Annotated in this window: 15 protein-coding genes, 1 pseudogene and 1 riboswitch; of the genes and pseudogenes, 9 read left to right on the plus strand and 7 right to left on the minus strand. The window is 57.2% G+C overall.

Going from position 1 to position 15071, the window contains the following annotated elements:
• Positions 1–427 precede the first annotated feature (427 nt).
• Together purH and purD are read left to right on the plus strand one after the other, a co-directional pair.
• Positions 428–2017, plus strand: coding sequence for a bifunctional phosphoribosylaminoimidazolecarboxamide formyltransferase/IMP cyclohydrolase (purH, locus tag V3W49_RS19630; protein WP_500147690.1), 1590 nt, complete (start codon positions 428–430; stop codon positions 2015–2017).
• A 14-nt stretch (positions 2018–2031) separates the two neighbouring features.
• Positions 2032–3315, plus strand: coding sequence for a phosphoribosylamine--glycine ligase (purD, locus tag V3W49_RS19635; protein ID WP_500147691.1), 1284 nt, complete (start codon positions 2032–2034; stop codon positions 3313–3315).
• Between the two features lie 36 nt (positions 3316–3351).
• Here purD and V3W49_RS19640 read toward each other — a convergent pair whose 3' ends face one another.
• The 7 genes from V3W49_RS19640 to nudC all read right to left on the minus strand — a co-directional run bounded on the left by V3W49_RS19640 (position 3352) and on the right by nudC (position 8725).
• Positions 3352–4044: a DUF1481 domain-containing protein gene (locus V3W49_RS19640; protein WP_500147716.1), complete on the minus strand. Its 693-nt coding sequence runs from the start codon at positions 4042–4044 to the stop codon at positions 3352–3354.
• Between the two features lie 19 nt (positions 4045–4063).
• Positions 4064–4336: a nucleoid-associated protein HU-alpha gene (gene hupA / locus V3W49_RS19645; RefSeq protein WP_002884342.1), complete on the minus strand. Its 273-nt coding sequence runs from the start codon at positions 4334–4336 to the stop codon at positions 4064–4066.
• 186 nt (positions 4337–4522) lie between these two features.
• Positions 4523–5113 carry a YjaG family protein gene (locus V3W49_RS19650; RefSeq protein ID WP_500147692.1) on the minus strand — a complete coding sequence of 197 codons (591 nt, stop codon included), beginning with the start codon at positions 5111–5113 and terminating at the stop codon, positions 4523–4525.
• A 42-nt stretch (positions 5114–5155) separates the two neighbouring features.
• Positions 5156–5827 (minus strand): deoxyribonuclease V, encoded by a 672-nt coding sequence (gene nfi, locus V3W49_RS19655; protein ID WP_500147693.1) that lies wholly within the window; start codon positions 5825–5827, stop codon positions 5156–5158.
• Positions 5828–5837: 10 nt separating this feature from the next.
• Complete coding sequence (gene hemE, locus V3W49_RS19660; protein WP_500147694.1) at positions 5838–6902, minus strand: uroporphyrinogen decarboxylase; 1065 nt, start codon at positions 6900–6902, stop codon at positions 5838–5840.
• A 133-nt stretch (positions 6903–7035) separates the two neighbouring features.
• On the minus strand, positions 7036–7590 hold the full coding sequence (locus V3W49_RS19665) for a bactofilin family protein (RefSeq protein WP_500147695.1): 555 nt from the start codon (positions 7588–7590) through the stop codon (positions 7036–7038).
• Positions 7591–7945: 355 nt separating this feature from the next.
• On the minus strand, positions 7946–8725 hold the full coding sequence (gene nudC, locus V3W49_RS19670; protein ID WP_500147696.1) for an NAD(+) diphosphatase: 780 nt from the start codon (positions 8723–8725) through the stop codon (positions 7946–7948).
• 99 nt (positions 8726–8824) lie between these two features.
• Here nudC and rsd point away from each other — a divergent pair, with 99 nt between their 5' ends.
• From rsd to thiH, 7 genes and pseudogenes are all read left to right on the plus strand, one after another.
• On the plus strand, positions 8825–9325 hold the full coding sequence (gene rsd / locus V3W49_RS19675; protein ID WP_500147697.1) for a sigma D regulator: 501 nt from the start codon (positions 8825–8827) through the stop codon (positions 9323–9325).
• 59 nt (positions 9326–9384) lie between these two features.
• Positions 9385–9493, plus strand: a riboswitch (TPP riboswitch).
• An 80-nt stretch (positions 9494–9573) separates the two neighbouring features.
• A pseudogene (thiC, locus tag V3W49_RS19680) lies at positions 9574–11457 on the plus strand (phosphomethylpyrimidine synthase ThiC); the annotation flags it as partial.
• A 140-nt stretch (positions 11458–11597) separates the two neighbouring features.
• Positions 11598–12233, plus strand: coding sequence for a thiamine phosphate synthase (thiE, locus tag V3W49_RS19685; RefSeq protein WP_500147698.1), 636 nt, complete (start codon positions 11598–11600; stop codon positions 12231–12233).
• Complete coding sequence (locus V3W49_RS19690; protein WP_500147699.1) at positions 12226–12981, plus strand: HesA/MoeB/ThiF family protein; 756 nt, start codon at positions 12226–12228, stop codon at positions 12979–12981. Before thiE ends, V3W49_RS19690 begins: the two co-directional genes overlap by 8 nt.
• The gene (gene thiS / locus V3W49_RS19695) at positions 12965–13165 is read left to right on the plus strand and encodes a sulfur carrier protein ThiS (RefSeq protein ID WP_500147700.1); all 201 of its coding nucleotides are present in this window, start codon (positions 12965–12967) and stop codon (positions 13163–13165) included. The genes V3W49_RS19690 and thiS overlap by 17 nt, the downstream gene beginning before the upstream one ends.
• 1 nt (position 13166) lies before the next feature.
• Positions 13167–13937 (plus strand): thiazole synthase, encoded by a 771-nt coding sequence (locus tag V3W49_RS19700; protein WP_500147701.1) that lies wholly within the window; start codon positions 13167–13169, stop codon positions 13935–13937.
• Positions 13934–15061, plus strand: coding sequence for a 2-iminoacetate synthase ThiH (thiH, locus tag V3W49_RS19705; protein ID WP_500147702.1), 1128 nt, complete (start codon positions 13934–13936; stop codon positions 15059–15061). The genes V3W49_RS19700 and thiH overlap by 4 nt, the downstream gene beginning before the upstream one ends.
• Positions 15062–15071 lie beyond the last annotated feature (10 nt).

Here is a 15071-nt window from a genome sequence, read left to right on the forward strand (position 1 = left end):
GAGCAGTTGCGACGGGGCTGAGCCTCACATCGCGAGGTGGCGTATAATACGCTTTCCTCTTTCAGAGTCAAGCCTAAATTTTCAGGCTTTTCCCTTCGAATCACCGCGTCGCGTTGCCGCTGCGCCGTGTCGATGGAGGCGCATTATAGGGGTTTAGCCGCGCGCCGCAACCGAAAAATTGACTTAAATTTACTGACTGCTGCATTCCCCAGCAAAACCCCATGTTATACCCACTTACACACAGAATTATCCACAGGAGGGCCCAGCGGGGAAATTTTTCGAGCACCGCGCAAACGTTTTCGCTACAATGCACTCCGCGCTACAGAATGGATGCCTTATGGGTGTTAGCTGAGCTTTTCTCTACATATTAAGGAATAGTTCAGCTAACGCTCTTCTGCAATGAACCAAATCCAGGGGATTTATCACCATGCAACAACGTCGTCCTGTACGCCGCGCTTTGCTCAGCGTTTCTGATAAAGCCGGCATTGTCGAATTCGCAAAGGCCCTCTATGCCCGCAATGTAGAGCTGCTCTCCACCGGCGGCACCGCACGCCTGCTGGCCGAAGCGGGCCTGCCGGTGACTGAAGTGTCCGACTACACCGGTTTTCCGGAGATGATGGACGGACGCGTAAAAACCCTGCATCCGAAAGTGCACGGCGGCATCCTGGGCCGTCGCGGCCAGGACGATGATGTGATGACGCAACACGCTATCTCTCCCATTGATATGGTTGTAGTCAACCTCTACCCCTTCGCCCAAACCGTAGCTCGTGAAGGTTGTTCGCTGGAAGACGCCGTAGAGAATATCGATATCGGCGGCCCGACTATGGTGCGCTCGGCGGCCAAAAATCATAAAGACGTCGCCATCGTAGTAAAGAGCAGCGACTACGACGCCATCATTAAAGAGATGGACGCCGGCGACGGCTCCCTGACCCTGGCAACCCGTTTTGATCTTGCGATCAAAGCCTTTGAGCACACCGCCGCCTATGACAGCATGATAGCTAACTACTTTGGTAGCCTTGTCCCGGCCTACCACGGCGATACCGAACAGCCTGCCGGTCGCTTCCCACGTACTCTAAACCTGAACTTTATAAAAAAGCAGGATATGCGCTACGGCGAAAACAGCCACCAGCAGGCGGCCTTCTATATAGAAGAAAGCGTTCAGGAAGCATCTGTCGCTACCGCGACCCAGCTTCAGGGCAAGGCACTCTCCTATAACAATATCGCCGATACCGATGCTGCGCTGGAGTGCGTGAAAGAGTTTGCCGAACCAGCCTGCGTGATCGTTAAGCACGCCAACCCGTGCGGCGTGGCTGTCAGCAGTTCCATCCTGGATGCCTATGAGCGTGCATACCAGACCGACCCCACATCCGCTTTCGGCGGCATTATCGCGTTTAACCGCGAGCTGGATGGCGAAACGGCACAGGCCATCGTATCGCGCCAGTTCGTTGAGGTGATTATCGCGCCTTCCGTTAGCGAAGCAGCACTGAAGGTAACCGCCGCTAAACAGAACGTTCGGGTGCTGACCTGCGGTCAGTGGCAGACCCGGGTTCCAGGGCTGGACTTTAAACGCGTAAACGGCGGACTGCTGGTACAGGATCGCGATCTCGGCATGGTGAGTCACGACGAACTGCGCGTGGTCACTAAACGCCAGCCCAGCGAACAGGAGCTACGCGATGCGCTGTTCTGCTGGAAAGTCGCCAAGTTTGTGAAGTCCAATGCCATCGTCTACGCCAAAGAGAACATGACTATTGGCATCGGCGCCGGGCAGATGAGCCGAGTTTATTCCGCGAAGATCGCAGGCATTAAAGCCGCCGATGAAGGTCTGGAAGTGAAAGGCTCTGCCATGGCTTCTGACGCCTTCTTCCCGTTCCGCGACGGTATCGACGCGGCTGCCGCGGTAGGCGTCACCTGCGTTATCCAGCCAGGCGGCTCCATTCGCGATGAAGAGGTCATTGCCGCCGCCGACGAGCACGGCATTGCCATGATTTTCACCGGCATGCGTCACTTCCGCCACTGACAGGGAGCGTAGCGATGAAAGTATTAGTCATAGGAAACGGCGGGCGCGAACACGCGCTTGCCTGGAAAGCGGCTCAGTCTGCGCAGGTTGATACCGTCTTTGTGGCGCCCGGCAACGCGGGCACAGCGCTGGAGCCCGCGCTGGAGAACGTGAATATTGGCGTGACCGATATCCCGGGTCTGCTGGCTTTCGCCCAGAAGGAAGGTATTGATCTGACCATCGTCGGCCCCGAGGCCCCACTGGTTGCAGGCGTGGTTAACGCATTTCGCGCCGCCGGTCTGGCAATTTTCGGCCCCACCAAAGAGGCCGCCCAGCTCGAAGGCTCCAAAGCCTTCACCAAGGACTTCCTGGCGCGTCATGCTATTCCAACCGCCGAATACCAGAACTTTACCGAAGTCGAGCCAGCGCTGGCATATGTACGCGAAAAAGGCGCGCCGATCGTCATCAAGGCCGACGGTCTGGCGGCGGGTAAAGGCGTTATCGTGGCAATGACTCTGGAAGAAGCGGAAGCTGCGATTCAGGATATGCTGGCGGGCAACGCCTTTGGCGACGCCGGACACCGCGTAGTGGTGGAAGAGTTCCTGGACGGCGAAGAAGCCAGCTTTATCGTTATGGTCGACGGCGAACACGTTCTGCCCATGGCAACCAGCCAGGATCACAAACGAGTCGGCGACGGCGACAGCGGCCCGAACACTGGCGGTATGGGGGCTTACTCCCCCGCACCAGTGGTGACCGATGATGTCTATCAACGCACCATGGAACGCATCATCTGGCCAACGGTTCGTGGTATGGCGGCCGAGGGAAATACCTATACTGGTTTTCTGTACGCCGGACTGATGATCGATAAGCAGGGCAATCCGAAGGTTATCGAGTTTAACTGCCGCTTCGGCGATCCGGAAACCCAGCCCATTATGCTGCGTATGCGCTCCGATCTGGTAGCGCTGTGCCAGGCCGCCTGCGAAGGCAAGCTGGATACCCAGCGTTCTGAGTGGGATGACCGCGCCGCACTAGGCGTTGTGATGGCCGCCGGCGGTTACCCTGGCAGCTACCGTACCGGTGATGTTATCAGCGGGCTACCGGAGCAGGAGCAGGAGGACGCGAAAGTGTTCCATGCCGGTACAACACTGAATGCCGCCGGTGAAGTCACTACCAGCGGTGGTCGCGTTCTGTGCGTCACCGCCTTGGGCGACGATGTGGCCCAGGCGCAGCAGCGCGCCTATGCGCAGCTCCAGGAGATCCGCTGGGACGATTGCTTCAACCGCAGCGATATCGGTTGGCGCGCCATCGTCCGCCGTTAATCTCCGGCCATAAAAAAACCGCCATCCGGCGGTTTTTTAAAAGGTCTTTGGATTCGGCTGCCAGCGGCAGTAATCCTCATTCGCAACCAACAGCAACTGGGTTCCCTCCGGCGCTTCCAGCCAGGCAAGACTGACCGCCAGCGACGAACGACGCTGCCGCTGCCAGATATGTTCACGCTCGGCGTCAGAAAACGTCGGTGTTAACCGCCGTCCTTCACAGTTGATGACGCTACCATCAGACTGCCAGCGCCCCTGCAGCAACATCACGCGTCCGCTGCGCAAGGCATCGCTGGTATCACGAACCTGGCGGGCATAATAGCGATACAGCGCGATCTTCTCTTCAGAAAGCTGTTGCTTATGGCCTTCAACCTCATGCTGCATAAAGCTCAGCCCACCGCGGGCATCAAAACGGATTTTCACCCGCTCCGGCGATTCGCCAAAGAAGCTGCGTTCAATCGAAGTCAGTTTATCCCCATGCCAGCGATATTCGCTGGTTGCAGTCTTACCGTGCGACCATGGACTAAAGGCTGTGAACAGATGAATATCGCCGTTGGCGTCATCTTTACGCCAGATGCGTACCACGCCGTCGTTGTCGACATAGCCACTGGCGGTAAAAGGCGGGGGGGCGGAAGCGCTACAGGCGGTAAGCAGCAACAGCGCCGACAGCGCCATGAACGGCTGTCTGACAAACAAAAGGGGCGTAAACGCCCCCCTGTTAAAACTGTTCACTGCCACGTGACGCGTCGTCTTATTTGACTGCGTCTTTCAGTGCTTTACCAGATACGAACGCCGGTACGTTCGCAGCAGCGATCTTGATCTCTTTACCGGTCTGCGGGTTGCGGCCAGTACGCTCAGCGCGGTGGTTCACTTTGAAGGTCCCGAAACCAACCAGTTGTACAGCATCGCCTTCTTTCAGAGACTCGGTAATTGCAGCCAGAGTAGATTCCAGAGCAGCTTTTGCTTGCGCTTTAGACAGGTCAGCTTTGTCCGCAATTACATCAATCAGTTGAGTCTTGTTCATAAGTTATCCTTACAATGTGTTTATCGCTTGCTAAGCATCGAGTGCGACGGAAATGCCATAACAGCACTCTCCTGCATACACGCACCGATAGCCACTTTTTTTCGCCCCACAAATGTAGACCAGACGGGGGGCTAATTGGAAGCCTTCAGGCACGACAAAACAGGCAGTAAATCACGTTTTGTTGTCTCACTGCTGCAAATTTATACCGATATTGCTGCTACCGGCCTCCCGGAGGTCGGCTCTCAGCCCTTTTATCAGCTCAATGTCGCGCTCTTCGCAGGCCGCCAAAAGTCGGAATATTTCCCACTGAATATCCCATTCTTCTTCCACTGCCGGATTTTCCTTAAGCTCTTCATCGCTCATTTCGCGACCAGCCTGGGTCATTTCCAGCATCGCCACCGTGGTAATAGAAGTCTTGCTGACCTCAATGGCATGCTCAAGCGTTTCACCACTCAGCCGCGAATGCAAGAGTTCGCTCAGCGCAACGCAGGCATCGATGGCCGGATAAACGCCATAAATATCGTAATCGTCGGCCCCCGGAATCGCGGCTTCCAGCTTTTCAAGCTGGCTGTCAAAATTCACTTTGGCATCTTTGACGGTCAGCGTTTCCCAGACCAGATCAAGGATCCGGCGGTAAAGCTGCGGTTCGCCAAAACCGGTCTGCTGGCAAAACATAACGTAATTGGGGTACATCCGCTCGCAAAGCGACGCCATAAAGGTGACGTGCTGCCAGCTTTCCAGCTTCTCCAGCCGCAGATGAATGGGGTTCTGTAGCATCTCGGGTTCTCATTAATCGTCAACCTGGGCAGTTTACCCGAATCAACGGTTATTTTCCTGCCAGCGAATGAATGCCGGGCGTCCGGAAGCCACCGCATCGGCCCAACGCGTCGGCTCCGGCAATCGGTAGCCCATCATGCAGCGCTGAACCCACGTCAGCGCGCTGTCGGCACTAACCCGGTGGCCGGTAGAAATAAACAGCGGGTTGCAGCGTTTCTTACTGCGCCATACCCAGCCCAACTGTTCGTCTTTGTCCATCAGCGGCGCGCTGGCGCCAGGCTCATCCGACAGGCCTTCATATTTACCGTACAGCCTTTTCTTCGCTACACCGATAGTCGGAATATCCACCAGCAAACCAAAATGGCTGGCGACCCCCACGCGGCGCGGGTGCGAAATGCCATGTCCATCCACGAACAGCAGATCGGGCTGCTGCGAAAGCTGTTCCCAGGCCGCCAGTAGCGCCGGAACCTCGCGAAACGACAGAAAACCGGGAATGTAAGGCATCGTAGTCGCAATTCGCGCCACGCGATGCTCCACCAGCGCCAGAGAGGGGAATTTCAGCAGCACTATAGCCGCTCGCGTCACTTCGCCTCCCTGCTCGAACCCAACATCCGCGCCACCGATCAGGCGGGGAGGCTCGACATCCAGACGATCGAAACGGGAAACCGATGAAGCCAGTTCCAGCTGTTTAGCACGAAGCGAGGCGAGATCCATGAGCGGCTCCTTACCGATGATACTGCCCGGAAAGGCGGTGTACCGCCTCGACAAAAGCGCCGGCGTGCTCAGGCGGGACATCCTGATGAATACCGTGCCCCAGATTAAAGACGTGTCCTTCGCCTTCGCCGAACCCGGCGAGGATGGATGCCACCTCCTGCTCGATACGCTCCGGGGAGCCATAGAGAATTGAAGGGTCCATATTTCCCTGCAGCGCGACCTTATCCCCTACCCGGCGTCGGGCGTCGGCGATATCGGTAGACCAGTCCAGACCCAGCGCATCACAGCCAGTCTGCGCCATAGCCTCCAGCCACTGGCCGCCCCCTTTGGTAAACAACGTCACCGGTACGCGGCGGCCTTCGCTTTCGCGCTGCAGGCCATCAATGATCCTGTGCATGTAATTCAGGGAGAACAGTTGATAGTCACGCCCGGTCAACGCGCCACCCCAGGTGTCGAAGATCATCACCGCCTGCGCCCCCGCGCGGATCTGAGCGTTCAGATACAGCGTGACGCTCTGAGCCAGTTTATCCAGCAGACAATGCAGCGCCTCGGGGTCGGCATACATCATCTTTTTAATCACGGTAAATGCCTTGCTGCTGCCGCCTTCCACCATATAGGTCGCCAGGGTCCAGGGACTGCCGGAAAAGCCGATGAGCGGGACGCAGCCCTGCAGACCGTGACGAATAGTACGCACGGCATCCATTACGTAGCCAAGCTCCTGTTCCGGATCCGGTACCGGCAGCTTGTCGACATCAGCACGGCTGCGTACCGGGCGCGCAAAGCGCGGCCCTTCGCCTGCTTCAAAATAAAGACCGAGTCCCATAGCGTCCGGAACGGTCAGAATGTCGGAAAACAGAATCGCCGCATCCAGCTCAAAGCGACGCAGCGGCTGTAGCGTGACTTCACAGGCCAGCTCCGGATTTTTGCACAGCGACATAAAGTCCCCGGCCTGGGCGCGAGTGGCTTTATATTCCGGAAGATAGCGCCCTGCCTGCCTCATCATCCATACCGGCGTCACGTCCACCGGCTGGCGCAGCAACGCGCGCAGATATCGATCGTTTTTCAGTTCGGTCATCAGCGTTTTCCTTACAAATGGTCGCCATAGATTAACATGCATTGCCACCCAGGCGGATGTACGGATCTCCTCGTCAGGGCATGGAATGAAAAACGGCCCGCACATGGGGGCGGGCCGTTTTTCTGGCATTCACTTAATTTTGACGGATTTTTTTCTCTTCCGGCGTCTCTTTGCCGAGAAACTCAGGTGTAATCACATTATCCTCACCGGTCGGTTCCGGCGCCGGAAGTGTGCCCTGAGCCGCCACATTATTGTCGGTCATCGCTTCAACGTGGTGTGAACTACCGCTAAAAATACCACCGCGTTCAATCGAGAATTCATGCGCGAAAATTTCCCCTTCCACACGCCCGCGAGCCATAATCACCACGCTGTGCCCCCGGCAGGTCCCCTTCAGATAGCCGTTAACCATGATCTTATGGCCCACAACATTACCGGTGATATTCCCATGGTTATCTATCCGCACGCTCTTCTGGCTGCTGATATCTCCTTCAACAGTGCCATCGATCACGATATCCGACTCGCTGGATATCGAGCCGCTCAACACCGTTCCTGGAGTGATCGCTGTTTCTCTGACCACTCGCCCTTCCGACGGCGACAGCTCCATTTTGGGAAGACTTTCGCCCGCCGCCACGTTCGTTACCGTATTCTGAGAATCCGTCTTCTCACCGCTCTTATTAAAATTAAACATCCTGAACGTTCTCCTTCCTGAAAAGAATTTGTAAGCCAGCAGCATCAAACACAGTCCTGCCAGTAGCGAAACGGAAATAATCAACAGCTCATTATGCGCCATGGCATAACCGATAATGGCACTTAGCCAGGCCAGCCAAATGCCATATAAACAGCATTGCGTTATTTTTTCGGGCATATCCCTTTCCCCTGACAACTCGCCCCTGTCCCCTGAGCGTTTATTTCAATAACCCATTCTGAATACACGAGATAGTCCTCCTTCCAGTCAGGATCGACCGAAAGGAGAAATACTTTAGTAAGGAATCCTAAAAAATCAGCGTGTATATATCATTCTGGCCGATTCATCACAATACGGCTCAGCCTGTCCCATCTTCGGCACGGCACAGGGCCACAGTATCTTCGATCAGGCGTCGCGCCACCGTTCCCGGCGGCGGCAGCAACGGTAGCCGATCGTAGCGATACCAGCCGGCATCCAGCAGCTCGCTGCGATCGACGATCAATTCGCCGCTGTCGTAATCCGCCATAAAGGCGGTCATCAGCGACTGGGGAAACGGCCAGGGCTGGGAGGAGATATAACGCAGATTCTTAATTTTCACGCCGCTCTCTTCCATAACTTCACGCGCAACCGCCTGTTCCAGGGTTTCCCCCACCTCAACGAATCCCGCCAGCACGGTATAAAGACCATTCCGATGACGATTATGCTGGGCCAGCAGAATCTTATCGCGATCGCGGATCGCAACAATAATGCAGGGAGCGATCTGCGGGTAGTAACGCTGTCGACAGCTACCGCACAGCATCGCCCACTCTGTTTTACTGGGATGCATCCGATGCCCACAATAACCGCAAAAACGGTGGGAACGGTGAAATTCAGCCAGTTGAACGGCACGCCCGGCCAGCTGGAATAGCTCAGGATCCTCATCGATCAACTGACGCACCGATCCCATATCGCGCGGTCGATCCTGGGACACCAGCCAGGCGGGTTCCCCCTGCCAGCTGCCAACCTGTACCGCACTACTGCCCGTTAGCCCAAATTGCTGAGCGTGACCATGAGGGAGCTCGCCCTGCGGCAGCCATAATTTCTGTTGATGGCTGACGAACCACCAACCATAGTCTAATTTTTCTACTATATGTTCCATAATCTCTTGCACGACCTCAGCTTCACTGGCACTCTTTTAACATTGTTTTTACATTCCAGGTCACTTAGCGTTTTAATCATATAACTCACGGAGTCAATCATGCTAAACCAACTGGAAAGACTGACAGAGCGCGTTGGTGGTTGTAATGAGTTGATCGATCGTTTACTGCAGGATCGCAAGCAGCTGTTAGTGGCGTATTACAACCTGGTCGGGCTTAAACCCGGCAAAGGATCGCTCTCTGCGCTGGATGAAATGGCGCTGGATGATTACTGCCAGCGTCTGGTGGATTATCTCTCCTGCGGCCACTTCAATATTTATGAACGTATTATCCGCGAAATGGAAGAGGGAGAGTCCCGTTCCTGCGCCGGGCAGGTCTGGACTCAACTGGAAGCAAATACCCAACAGATCATGGATTATTACGATTCACATCTGGAGATCGCCATCGATCACGACAACTGTCTGGAATTCCACCAGGTGCTTTCGAAGCTTGGCGAATCCATGGACTCCCGCTTTACGCTGGAAGATCGCCTGATCGTTTTAGCGCTGGGTGATAGTCTGGACAGCGCTAATGATTGCGGACATTTTGCACGACCGGCTTGAGTTCCCTTTCATTAACGCGTAGTTTACATATGGCCTGCCCGATTGAAGGGAGCAGGCCTTTTATCTTGTCGGAGTGCCCAGTGCCACGCACGGGCTGAGACCGTTAATTCGGGATCCGCGGAACCTGATCAGGTTAAAACCTGCGAAGGGAACAAGAGTAATTTCGTCCGTGCGCACCTGCGCCCATGCCTGTTACTCATTCCGTTGTTCTGACAAGCCACTTCCAGTCATCTAAACCGGAACGAGCTATGTCTTTACCAGCAAAACCTAATCGCCGCGAACAGCGCGCCGCCGCCCAGCAGTTTATCGATACCCTGGAAGGCACCAACTTCCCCAATTCCCGCCGCATCTATCTGACCGGCTCCCGTCAGGATATCCAGGTTCCGATGCGCGAAATTCAGATGAGCCCGACCCCCATCGGCGGCGATAAAGTGAATCCGCAGTACGAAGAGAACGAGCCGGTGCCGGTCTACGATACCTCCGGCCCTTATGGCGATCCGGATATCGCCATTAATGTTCGCGAAGGACTGGCGAAGCTACGTCAGCCGTGGATTGACGCGCGTAATGATACTGCTCTGCTTGACGATCGCAGCTCCAGCTATACCAAAGCACGACTGGCGGACGACGGTCTGGACGAACTGCGTTTTACCGGTCTGCTGCCTCCGCGCCGCGCTCTTACGGGCAAACGAGTCACGCAGTTGCATTACGCCCGCCGGGGCATCGTCACGCCAGAGATGGAATTTATCGCCCTGCGCGAAAACATGGGTCGCGAGCGCATTCGCGGCGAGGTACTGCGCCAGCAGCATCCCGGCGAAAGCTTCGGCGCTCATCTACCGCAGAATATCACGCCAGAATTCGTGCGTGATGAAGTGGCCGCCGGACGCGCGATTATTCCCGCCAATATTAATCATCCTGAGTCCGAACCGATGATTATCGGCCGTAACTTCCTGGTAAAAATCAATGCCAACATTGGTAACTCCGCGGTGACCTCTTCCATTGAAGAGGAGGTCGAAAAACTGGTCTGGGCCACCCGCTGGGGGGCTGATACCGTAATGGATCTCTCTACCGGGCGTTATATTCACGAAACCCGTGAATGGATACTGCGAAATAGCCCGGTTCCGATTGGTACGGTGCCCATCTATCAGGCGCTGGAGAAGGTGAACGGCATTGCCGAGGATCTGACCTGGGAAATGTTCCGCGATACGCTGCTGGAACAGGCGGAACAGGGCGTCGATTACTTTACGATTCATGCGGGCGTCCTGTTACGCTATGTACCGATGACAGCCAAACGCCTGACCGGCATTGTGTCACGCGGCGGCTCCATCATGGCCAAATGGTGCCTGTCGCATCATCAGGAAAACTTCCTCTACCAGCACTTCCGCGAAATCTGCGAGATCTGTAGCGCCTATGACGTTTCCCTGTCGCTGGGCGACGGTCTGCGCCCCGGATCGATCCAGGACGCCAATGACGAGGCCCAGTTCGCCGAACTACATACCCTGGGCGAGCTGACAAAAATCGCCTGGGAGTATGATGTTCAGGTAATGATCGAAGGCCCCGGCCACGTGCCAATGCAGATGATCCGTCGTAATATGACCGAAGAGCTGGAACACTGCCACGAAGCGCCATTCTATACGCTGGGGCCGCTCACCACCGATATCGCGCCCGGCTATGACCATTTTACCTCTGGCATTGGTGCCGCGATGATAGGCTGGTTCGGCTGCGCCATGCTCTGCTACGTCACCCCGAAAGAGCACCTTGGTCTGCCGAATAAAGAGGACGTCCGCCAGGGACTAATTACCTATAAGATAGCCGCGCACGCCGCCGATCTGGCCAAAGGCCATCCCGGCGCCCAGATCCGCGACAACGCCATGTCCAAGGCGCGCTTCGAGTTCCGCTGGGAGGATCAGTTCAACCTGGCGCTCGATCCCTTTACCGCCCGCGCCTATCACGATGAAACCCTGCCTCAGGAATCCGGAAAAGTAGCGCATTTCTGCTCCATGTGCGGCCCGAAATTCTGTTCGATGAAGATAACCCAGGAAGTTCGCGACTATGCGGCGCAGCAGGAGATCGCCTCCGGGATGAAAGATATGTCGAATGCGTTTCGCGCCAAAGGCGGCGAGATCTATGTCCGAAATAATTCGGATTGCATCGAGGCGGCCACTGAGCAAGTCCCCGGGAGCATAGAAAACTATGTGACCGGAGCGAGCGAAGGCAGCCAACAAAGAGGCAATTCGAAGAATGATGGACATTATCTTCGTCAGGAGGAAGCCTAATGTACCAACCCGATTTTCCCGCTGTCCCCTTCCGCCTTGGCCTCTACCCGGTGGTGGATAGCGTAGCCTGGATCGAACGCCTGCTGGAAGCAGGGGTTCGTACCCTCCAGTTGCGGATTAAAGATAAGCAGGATGACGAGGTGGAAGCGGATATTATCGCCGCCATCGCCCTGGGACAGCGCCACAACGCCCGGCTGTTTATCAACGATTACTGGCGACTGGCGATAAAGCATGACGCATACGGCGTCCATCTTGGCCAGGAGGATCTGGCGCAGACCGATCTCGATGCGATTCGCAATGCCGGGCTACGGCTGGGCGTCTCCACTCACGACGATATGGAAATCGACATCGCACTGGCGGTACGCCCTTCGTACATTGCACTGGGCCATGTCTTCCCCACCCAGACCAAGCAAATGCCGTCGGCCCCTCAGGGGCTGGAGCAGTTGGCCGCGCATATTTCTCGGCTGGGAAACACCCCCACGGTCGCCATCGGTGGCATCAGTATTGCCCGGGCTCCGGCGGTGCTGGCAACGGGCGTCGGCAGTATCGCCGTAGTCAGCGCCATTACCCAGGCGCCTGACTGGCGAGTCGCGACGGCACAGTTGCTTGAGCTGGCAGGAGCAGGCGATGAATGATGCGGATTTTATGCGCTACAGCCGTCAGCTGCTGCTGGAGGATATCGGCCCGGAAGGCCAGCAGAAGTTACTGAACGCCCGGGTATTGATCATCGGGCTCGGCGGTCTCGGTTCACCGGCAGCGCTTTGGCTGGCTGGCGCCGGAGTCGGTTCGCTGTGGCTGGCCGATGACGACTGTGTGCACATCAGCAATCTGCAACGCCAGATTCTGTTTAGCAGCGAGGATATCGAACGGCCCAAAGCTCAGGCCGCGCGGCAACGCCTGCGCGGCCTCAACCCGACTATTCGCCTGGTAACGCTGGATAAGCGGCTCGAAGGGGCTGCCCTGCATCAAGCCGTTGGCGACGTCGATCTGGTACTGGACTGTACCGACAACATGGCCAGCCGCCAGGCGATTAACGCCGCCTGCATCGCGCTTGGTAAGCCGCTTATCAGCGCCAGCGCCGTGGCCTTCGGCGGTCAGATGATGGTGCTGACGCCCCCCTGGCGACACGGCTGCTACCGCTGCCTGTGGCCCGATGATAGCGAACCGCAGCGCAACTGCCGCACCGCCGGCGTACTGGGGCCGGTGGTCGGCATTATGGGCGGGCTCCAGGCGCTGGAAGCGATCAAGCTGCTGTGCGGCCTGCCGGTACGCGACGATTGCCTGCATCTGTTCGATGCCCGCTCGCTACAGTGGCGTACCCTGGCACGTCAGCAGAGCCAGAGCTGCCCGGTTTGCGGAGGTACTGATGCGCATTCTGTTTAATGACGAGCCGGTCGCCTGCGATGACGCCATCACTGTGGCAACGCTGCTGGAAAGTATGAATCTGCACCAGCCTGGCGCCGCACTGGCCGTTAATCAGACCATTATTCCACGTGAACAGTGGCAGCAGCACCGCCTGCAGGAAGGTGATAGTCTCCTGCTGTTCCAGGCTATTGCCGGAGGTTAATATGCTACAAATTGCCGATAAAACCTTTACCTCGCGCCTGTTCACCGGAACGGGCAAATTCGCTTCGCCGCAGTTGATGAGCGACGCGCTTAAGGCGTCAGGCAGTCAGTTGGTTACTATGGCCATGAAGCGGGTGGATCTGAATAACCGTCAGGATGACATTCTGGCACCGCTGCAGGCGCTGGGGGTTTCGCTACTGCCAAATACCTCCGGAGCCAAAACCGCCGATGAAGCGATATTCGCCGCACGCCTGGCCCGGGAAGCGCTGGGAACCCACTGGGTTAAGTTAGAAATTCATCCCGACGCCCGCTGGCTGCTACCGGATCCGGTAGAGACGCTGCGCGCCGCCGAACGCCTGGTGAAAGAAGGCTTCGTCGTTCTACCTTACTGCGGCGCCGATCCGGTGCTGTGTAAACGTCTGGAGGAAGCCGGCTGTGCCGCAGTGATGCCGCTGGGGGCCCCCATTGGCTCTAACCAGGGGCTACAGACTCGTCCCCTGCTGGAAATCATCATCGATCAGGCCGCCGTACCCGTGGTGGTGGATGCTGGTATCGGCGCCCCAAGCCACGCCAGCGAAGCGCTGGAAATGGGCGCCGACGCCGTACTGGTGAATACCGCTATCGCCGTGGCGGACTCTCCGGTGCATATGGCCCAGGCTTTCCGACTGGCGGTGGAGGCTGGCGCGATGGCGGCCCGGGCCGGTCAGGGCGCTCGTCAGTCCCGGGCGGTGGCCACCAGCCCGCTGACCCGGTTTCTGGAGGTCGACGCATGAAGACCTTTACCGATCGCTGGCGCGAGCTGGACTGGGACTCTCTTCGTCTGGAGATCAACAGCCAGACCGCCGCCGATGTCGAACGAGCCCTGAATGCCCCCCGCCCCGGCATGCGCGAAATGATGGCCCTGCTGTCGCCAGCCGCCGCCAGTTATCTGGAACCAATGGCGCAAAAGGCCCAGCGCCTGACGCGCCAGCGCTTCGGCAACACCGTGGGCTTCTACGTTCCGCTCTATCTTTCCAATCTGTGCGCCAATGACTGCACCTACTGTGGCTTTTCCATGAGTAATCGCATTAAGCGCAAAACCCTGGACGAACAGGAGATCGCCCGCGAATGCGCCGCGATCCGCCAGTTGGGTTTCAGCCACCTGCTGCTGGTTACCGGCGAACATCAGAGCAAGGTGGGTATGGACTATTTCCGCCGTCACCTGCCCGCCATTCGCCGCCAGTTCAGCTCATTGCAGATGGAGGTACAGCCGCTGTCGCAGGATGAGTATGCCGAGTTGAAAGGACTGGGGCTGGACGGCGTGATGGTGTATCAGGAAACCTACCACGAGGCCACCTATGCCCGCCATCACCTGCGTGGCAACAAGCAGGACTTTTTCTGGCGGCTGGAGACGCCGGATCGGCTGGGGCGCGCCGGGATCGACAAAATCGGTCTTGGCGCACTTATTGGGCTTTCCGACAGCTGGCGCATCGACTGCTTTATGGTGGCGGAACATCTGACGTGGCTACAGCGTCAGTACTGGCAGAGCCGCTATTCGGTTTCTTTTCCTCGCCTGCGCCCCTGCGCCGGAGGCATTGAACCAGCCTCGATTATGGACGAGCGTCAACTGGTGCAGGCGATCTGCGCTTTCCGCCTGCTGGCGCCGGAAGTCGAGCTTTCCCTTTCTACCCGGGAATCACCCGAGTTCCGCGACCAGGTGGTGCCCATCGCCATCAATAATGTCAGCGCCTTTTCGAAAACCCAGCCGGGCGGCTATGCAGACGACCATCCGGAGCTGGAACAGTTCGCCCCGCACGACGGACGTCGCCCTGAGCAAGTGATGCAGGCGCTGTCCCGCGCCGGGCTCCAGCCGGTCTGGAAAGACTGGGATAGCTGGCTGGGAAGGATGCCGCTTTAATCAGCCCCGA

Origin of the sequence: Rosenbergiella sp. YN46 (assembly GCF_036620675.1) — a bacterium.
GTDB lineage: Bacteria > Pseudomonadota > Gammaproteobacteria > Enterobacterales > Enterobacteriaceae > Jejubacter.

What these genes read in the sequence shown, in the direction of transcription:
- purH (WP_500147690.1), top strand. Translation starts at nt 428, where the DNA reads ATGCAACAACGTCGTCCTGTACGCCGCGCTTTGCTCAGCGTTTCTGAT.
- purD (WP_500147691.1), top strand. Translation starts at nt 2,032, where the DNA reads ATGAAAGTATTAGTCATAGGAAACGGCGGGCGCGAACACGCGCTTGCC.
- hupA (WP_002884342.1), bottom strand. Translation starts at nt 4,336, where the DNA reads ATGAACAAGACTCAACTGATTGATGTAATTGCGGACAAAGCTGACCTG.
- V3W49_RS19650 (WP_500147692.1), bottom strand. Translation starts at nt 5,113, where the DNA reads ATGCTACAGAACCCCATTCATCTGCGGCTGGAGAAGCTGGAAAGCTGG.
- nfi (WP_500147693.1), bottom strand. Translation starts at nt 5,827, where the DNA reads ATGGATCTCGCCTCGCTTCGTGCTAAACAGCTGGAACTGGCTTCATCG.
- hemE (WP_500147694.1), bottom strand. Translation starts at nt 6,902, where the DNA reads ATGACCGAACTGAAAAACGATCGATATCTGCGCGCGTTGCTGCGCCAG.
- V3W49_RS19665 (WP_500147695.1), bottom strand. Translation starts at nt 7,590, where the DNA reads ATGTTTAATTTTAATAAGAGCGGTGAGAAGACGGATTCTCAGAATACG.
- nudC (WP_500147696.1), bottom strand. Translation starts at nt 8,725, where the DNA reads ATGGAACATATAGTAGAAAAATTAGACTATGGTTGGTGGTTCGTCAGC.
- rsd (WP_500147697.1), top strand. Translation starts at nt 8,825, where the DNA reads ATGCTAAACCAACTGGAAAGACTGACAGAGCGCGTTGGTGGTTGTAAT.
- thiE (WP_500147698.1), top strand. Translation starts at nt 11,598, where the DNA reads ATGTACCAACCCGATTTTCCCGCTGTCCCCTTCCGCCTTGGCCTCTAC.
- V3W49_RS19690 (WP_500147699.1), top strand. Translation starts at nt 12,226, where the DNA reads ATGAATGATGCGGATTTTATGCGCTACAGCCGTCAGCTGCTGCTGGAG.
- thiS (WP_500147700.1), top strand. Translation starts at nt 12,965, where the DNA reads ATGCGCATTCTGTTTAATGACGAGCCGGTCGCCTGCGATGACGCCATC.
- V3W49_RS19700 (WP_500147701.1), top strand. Translation starts at nt 13,167, where the DNA reads ATGCTACAAATTGCCGATAAAACCTTTACCTCGCGCCTGTTCACCGGA.
- thiH (WP_500147702.1), top strand. Translation starts at nt 13,934, where the DNA reads ATGAAGACCTTTACCGATCGCTGGCGCGAGCTGGACTGGGACTCTCTT.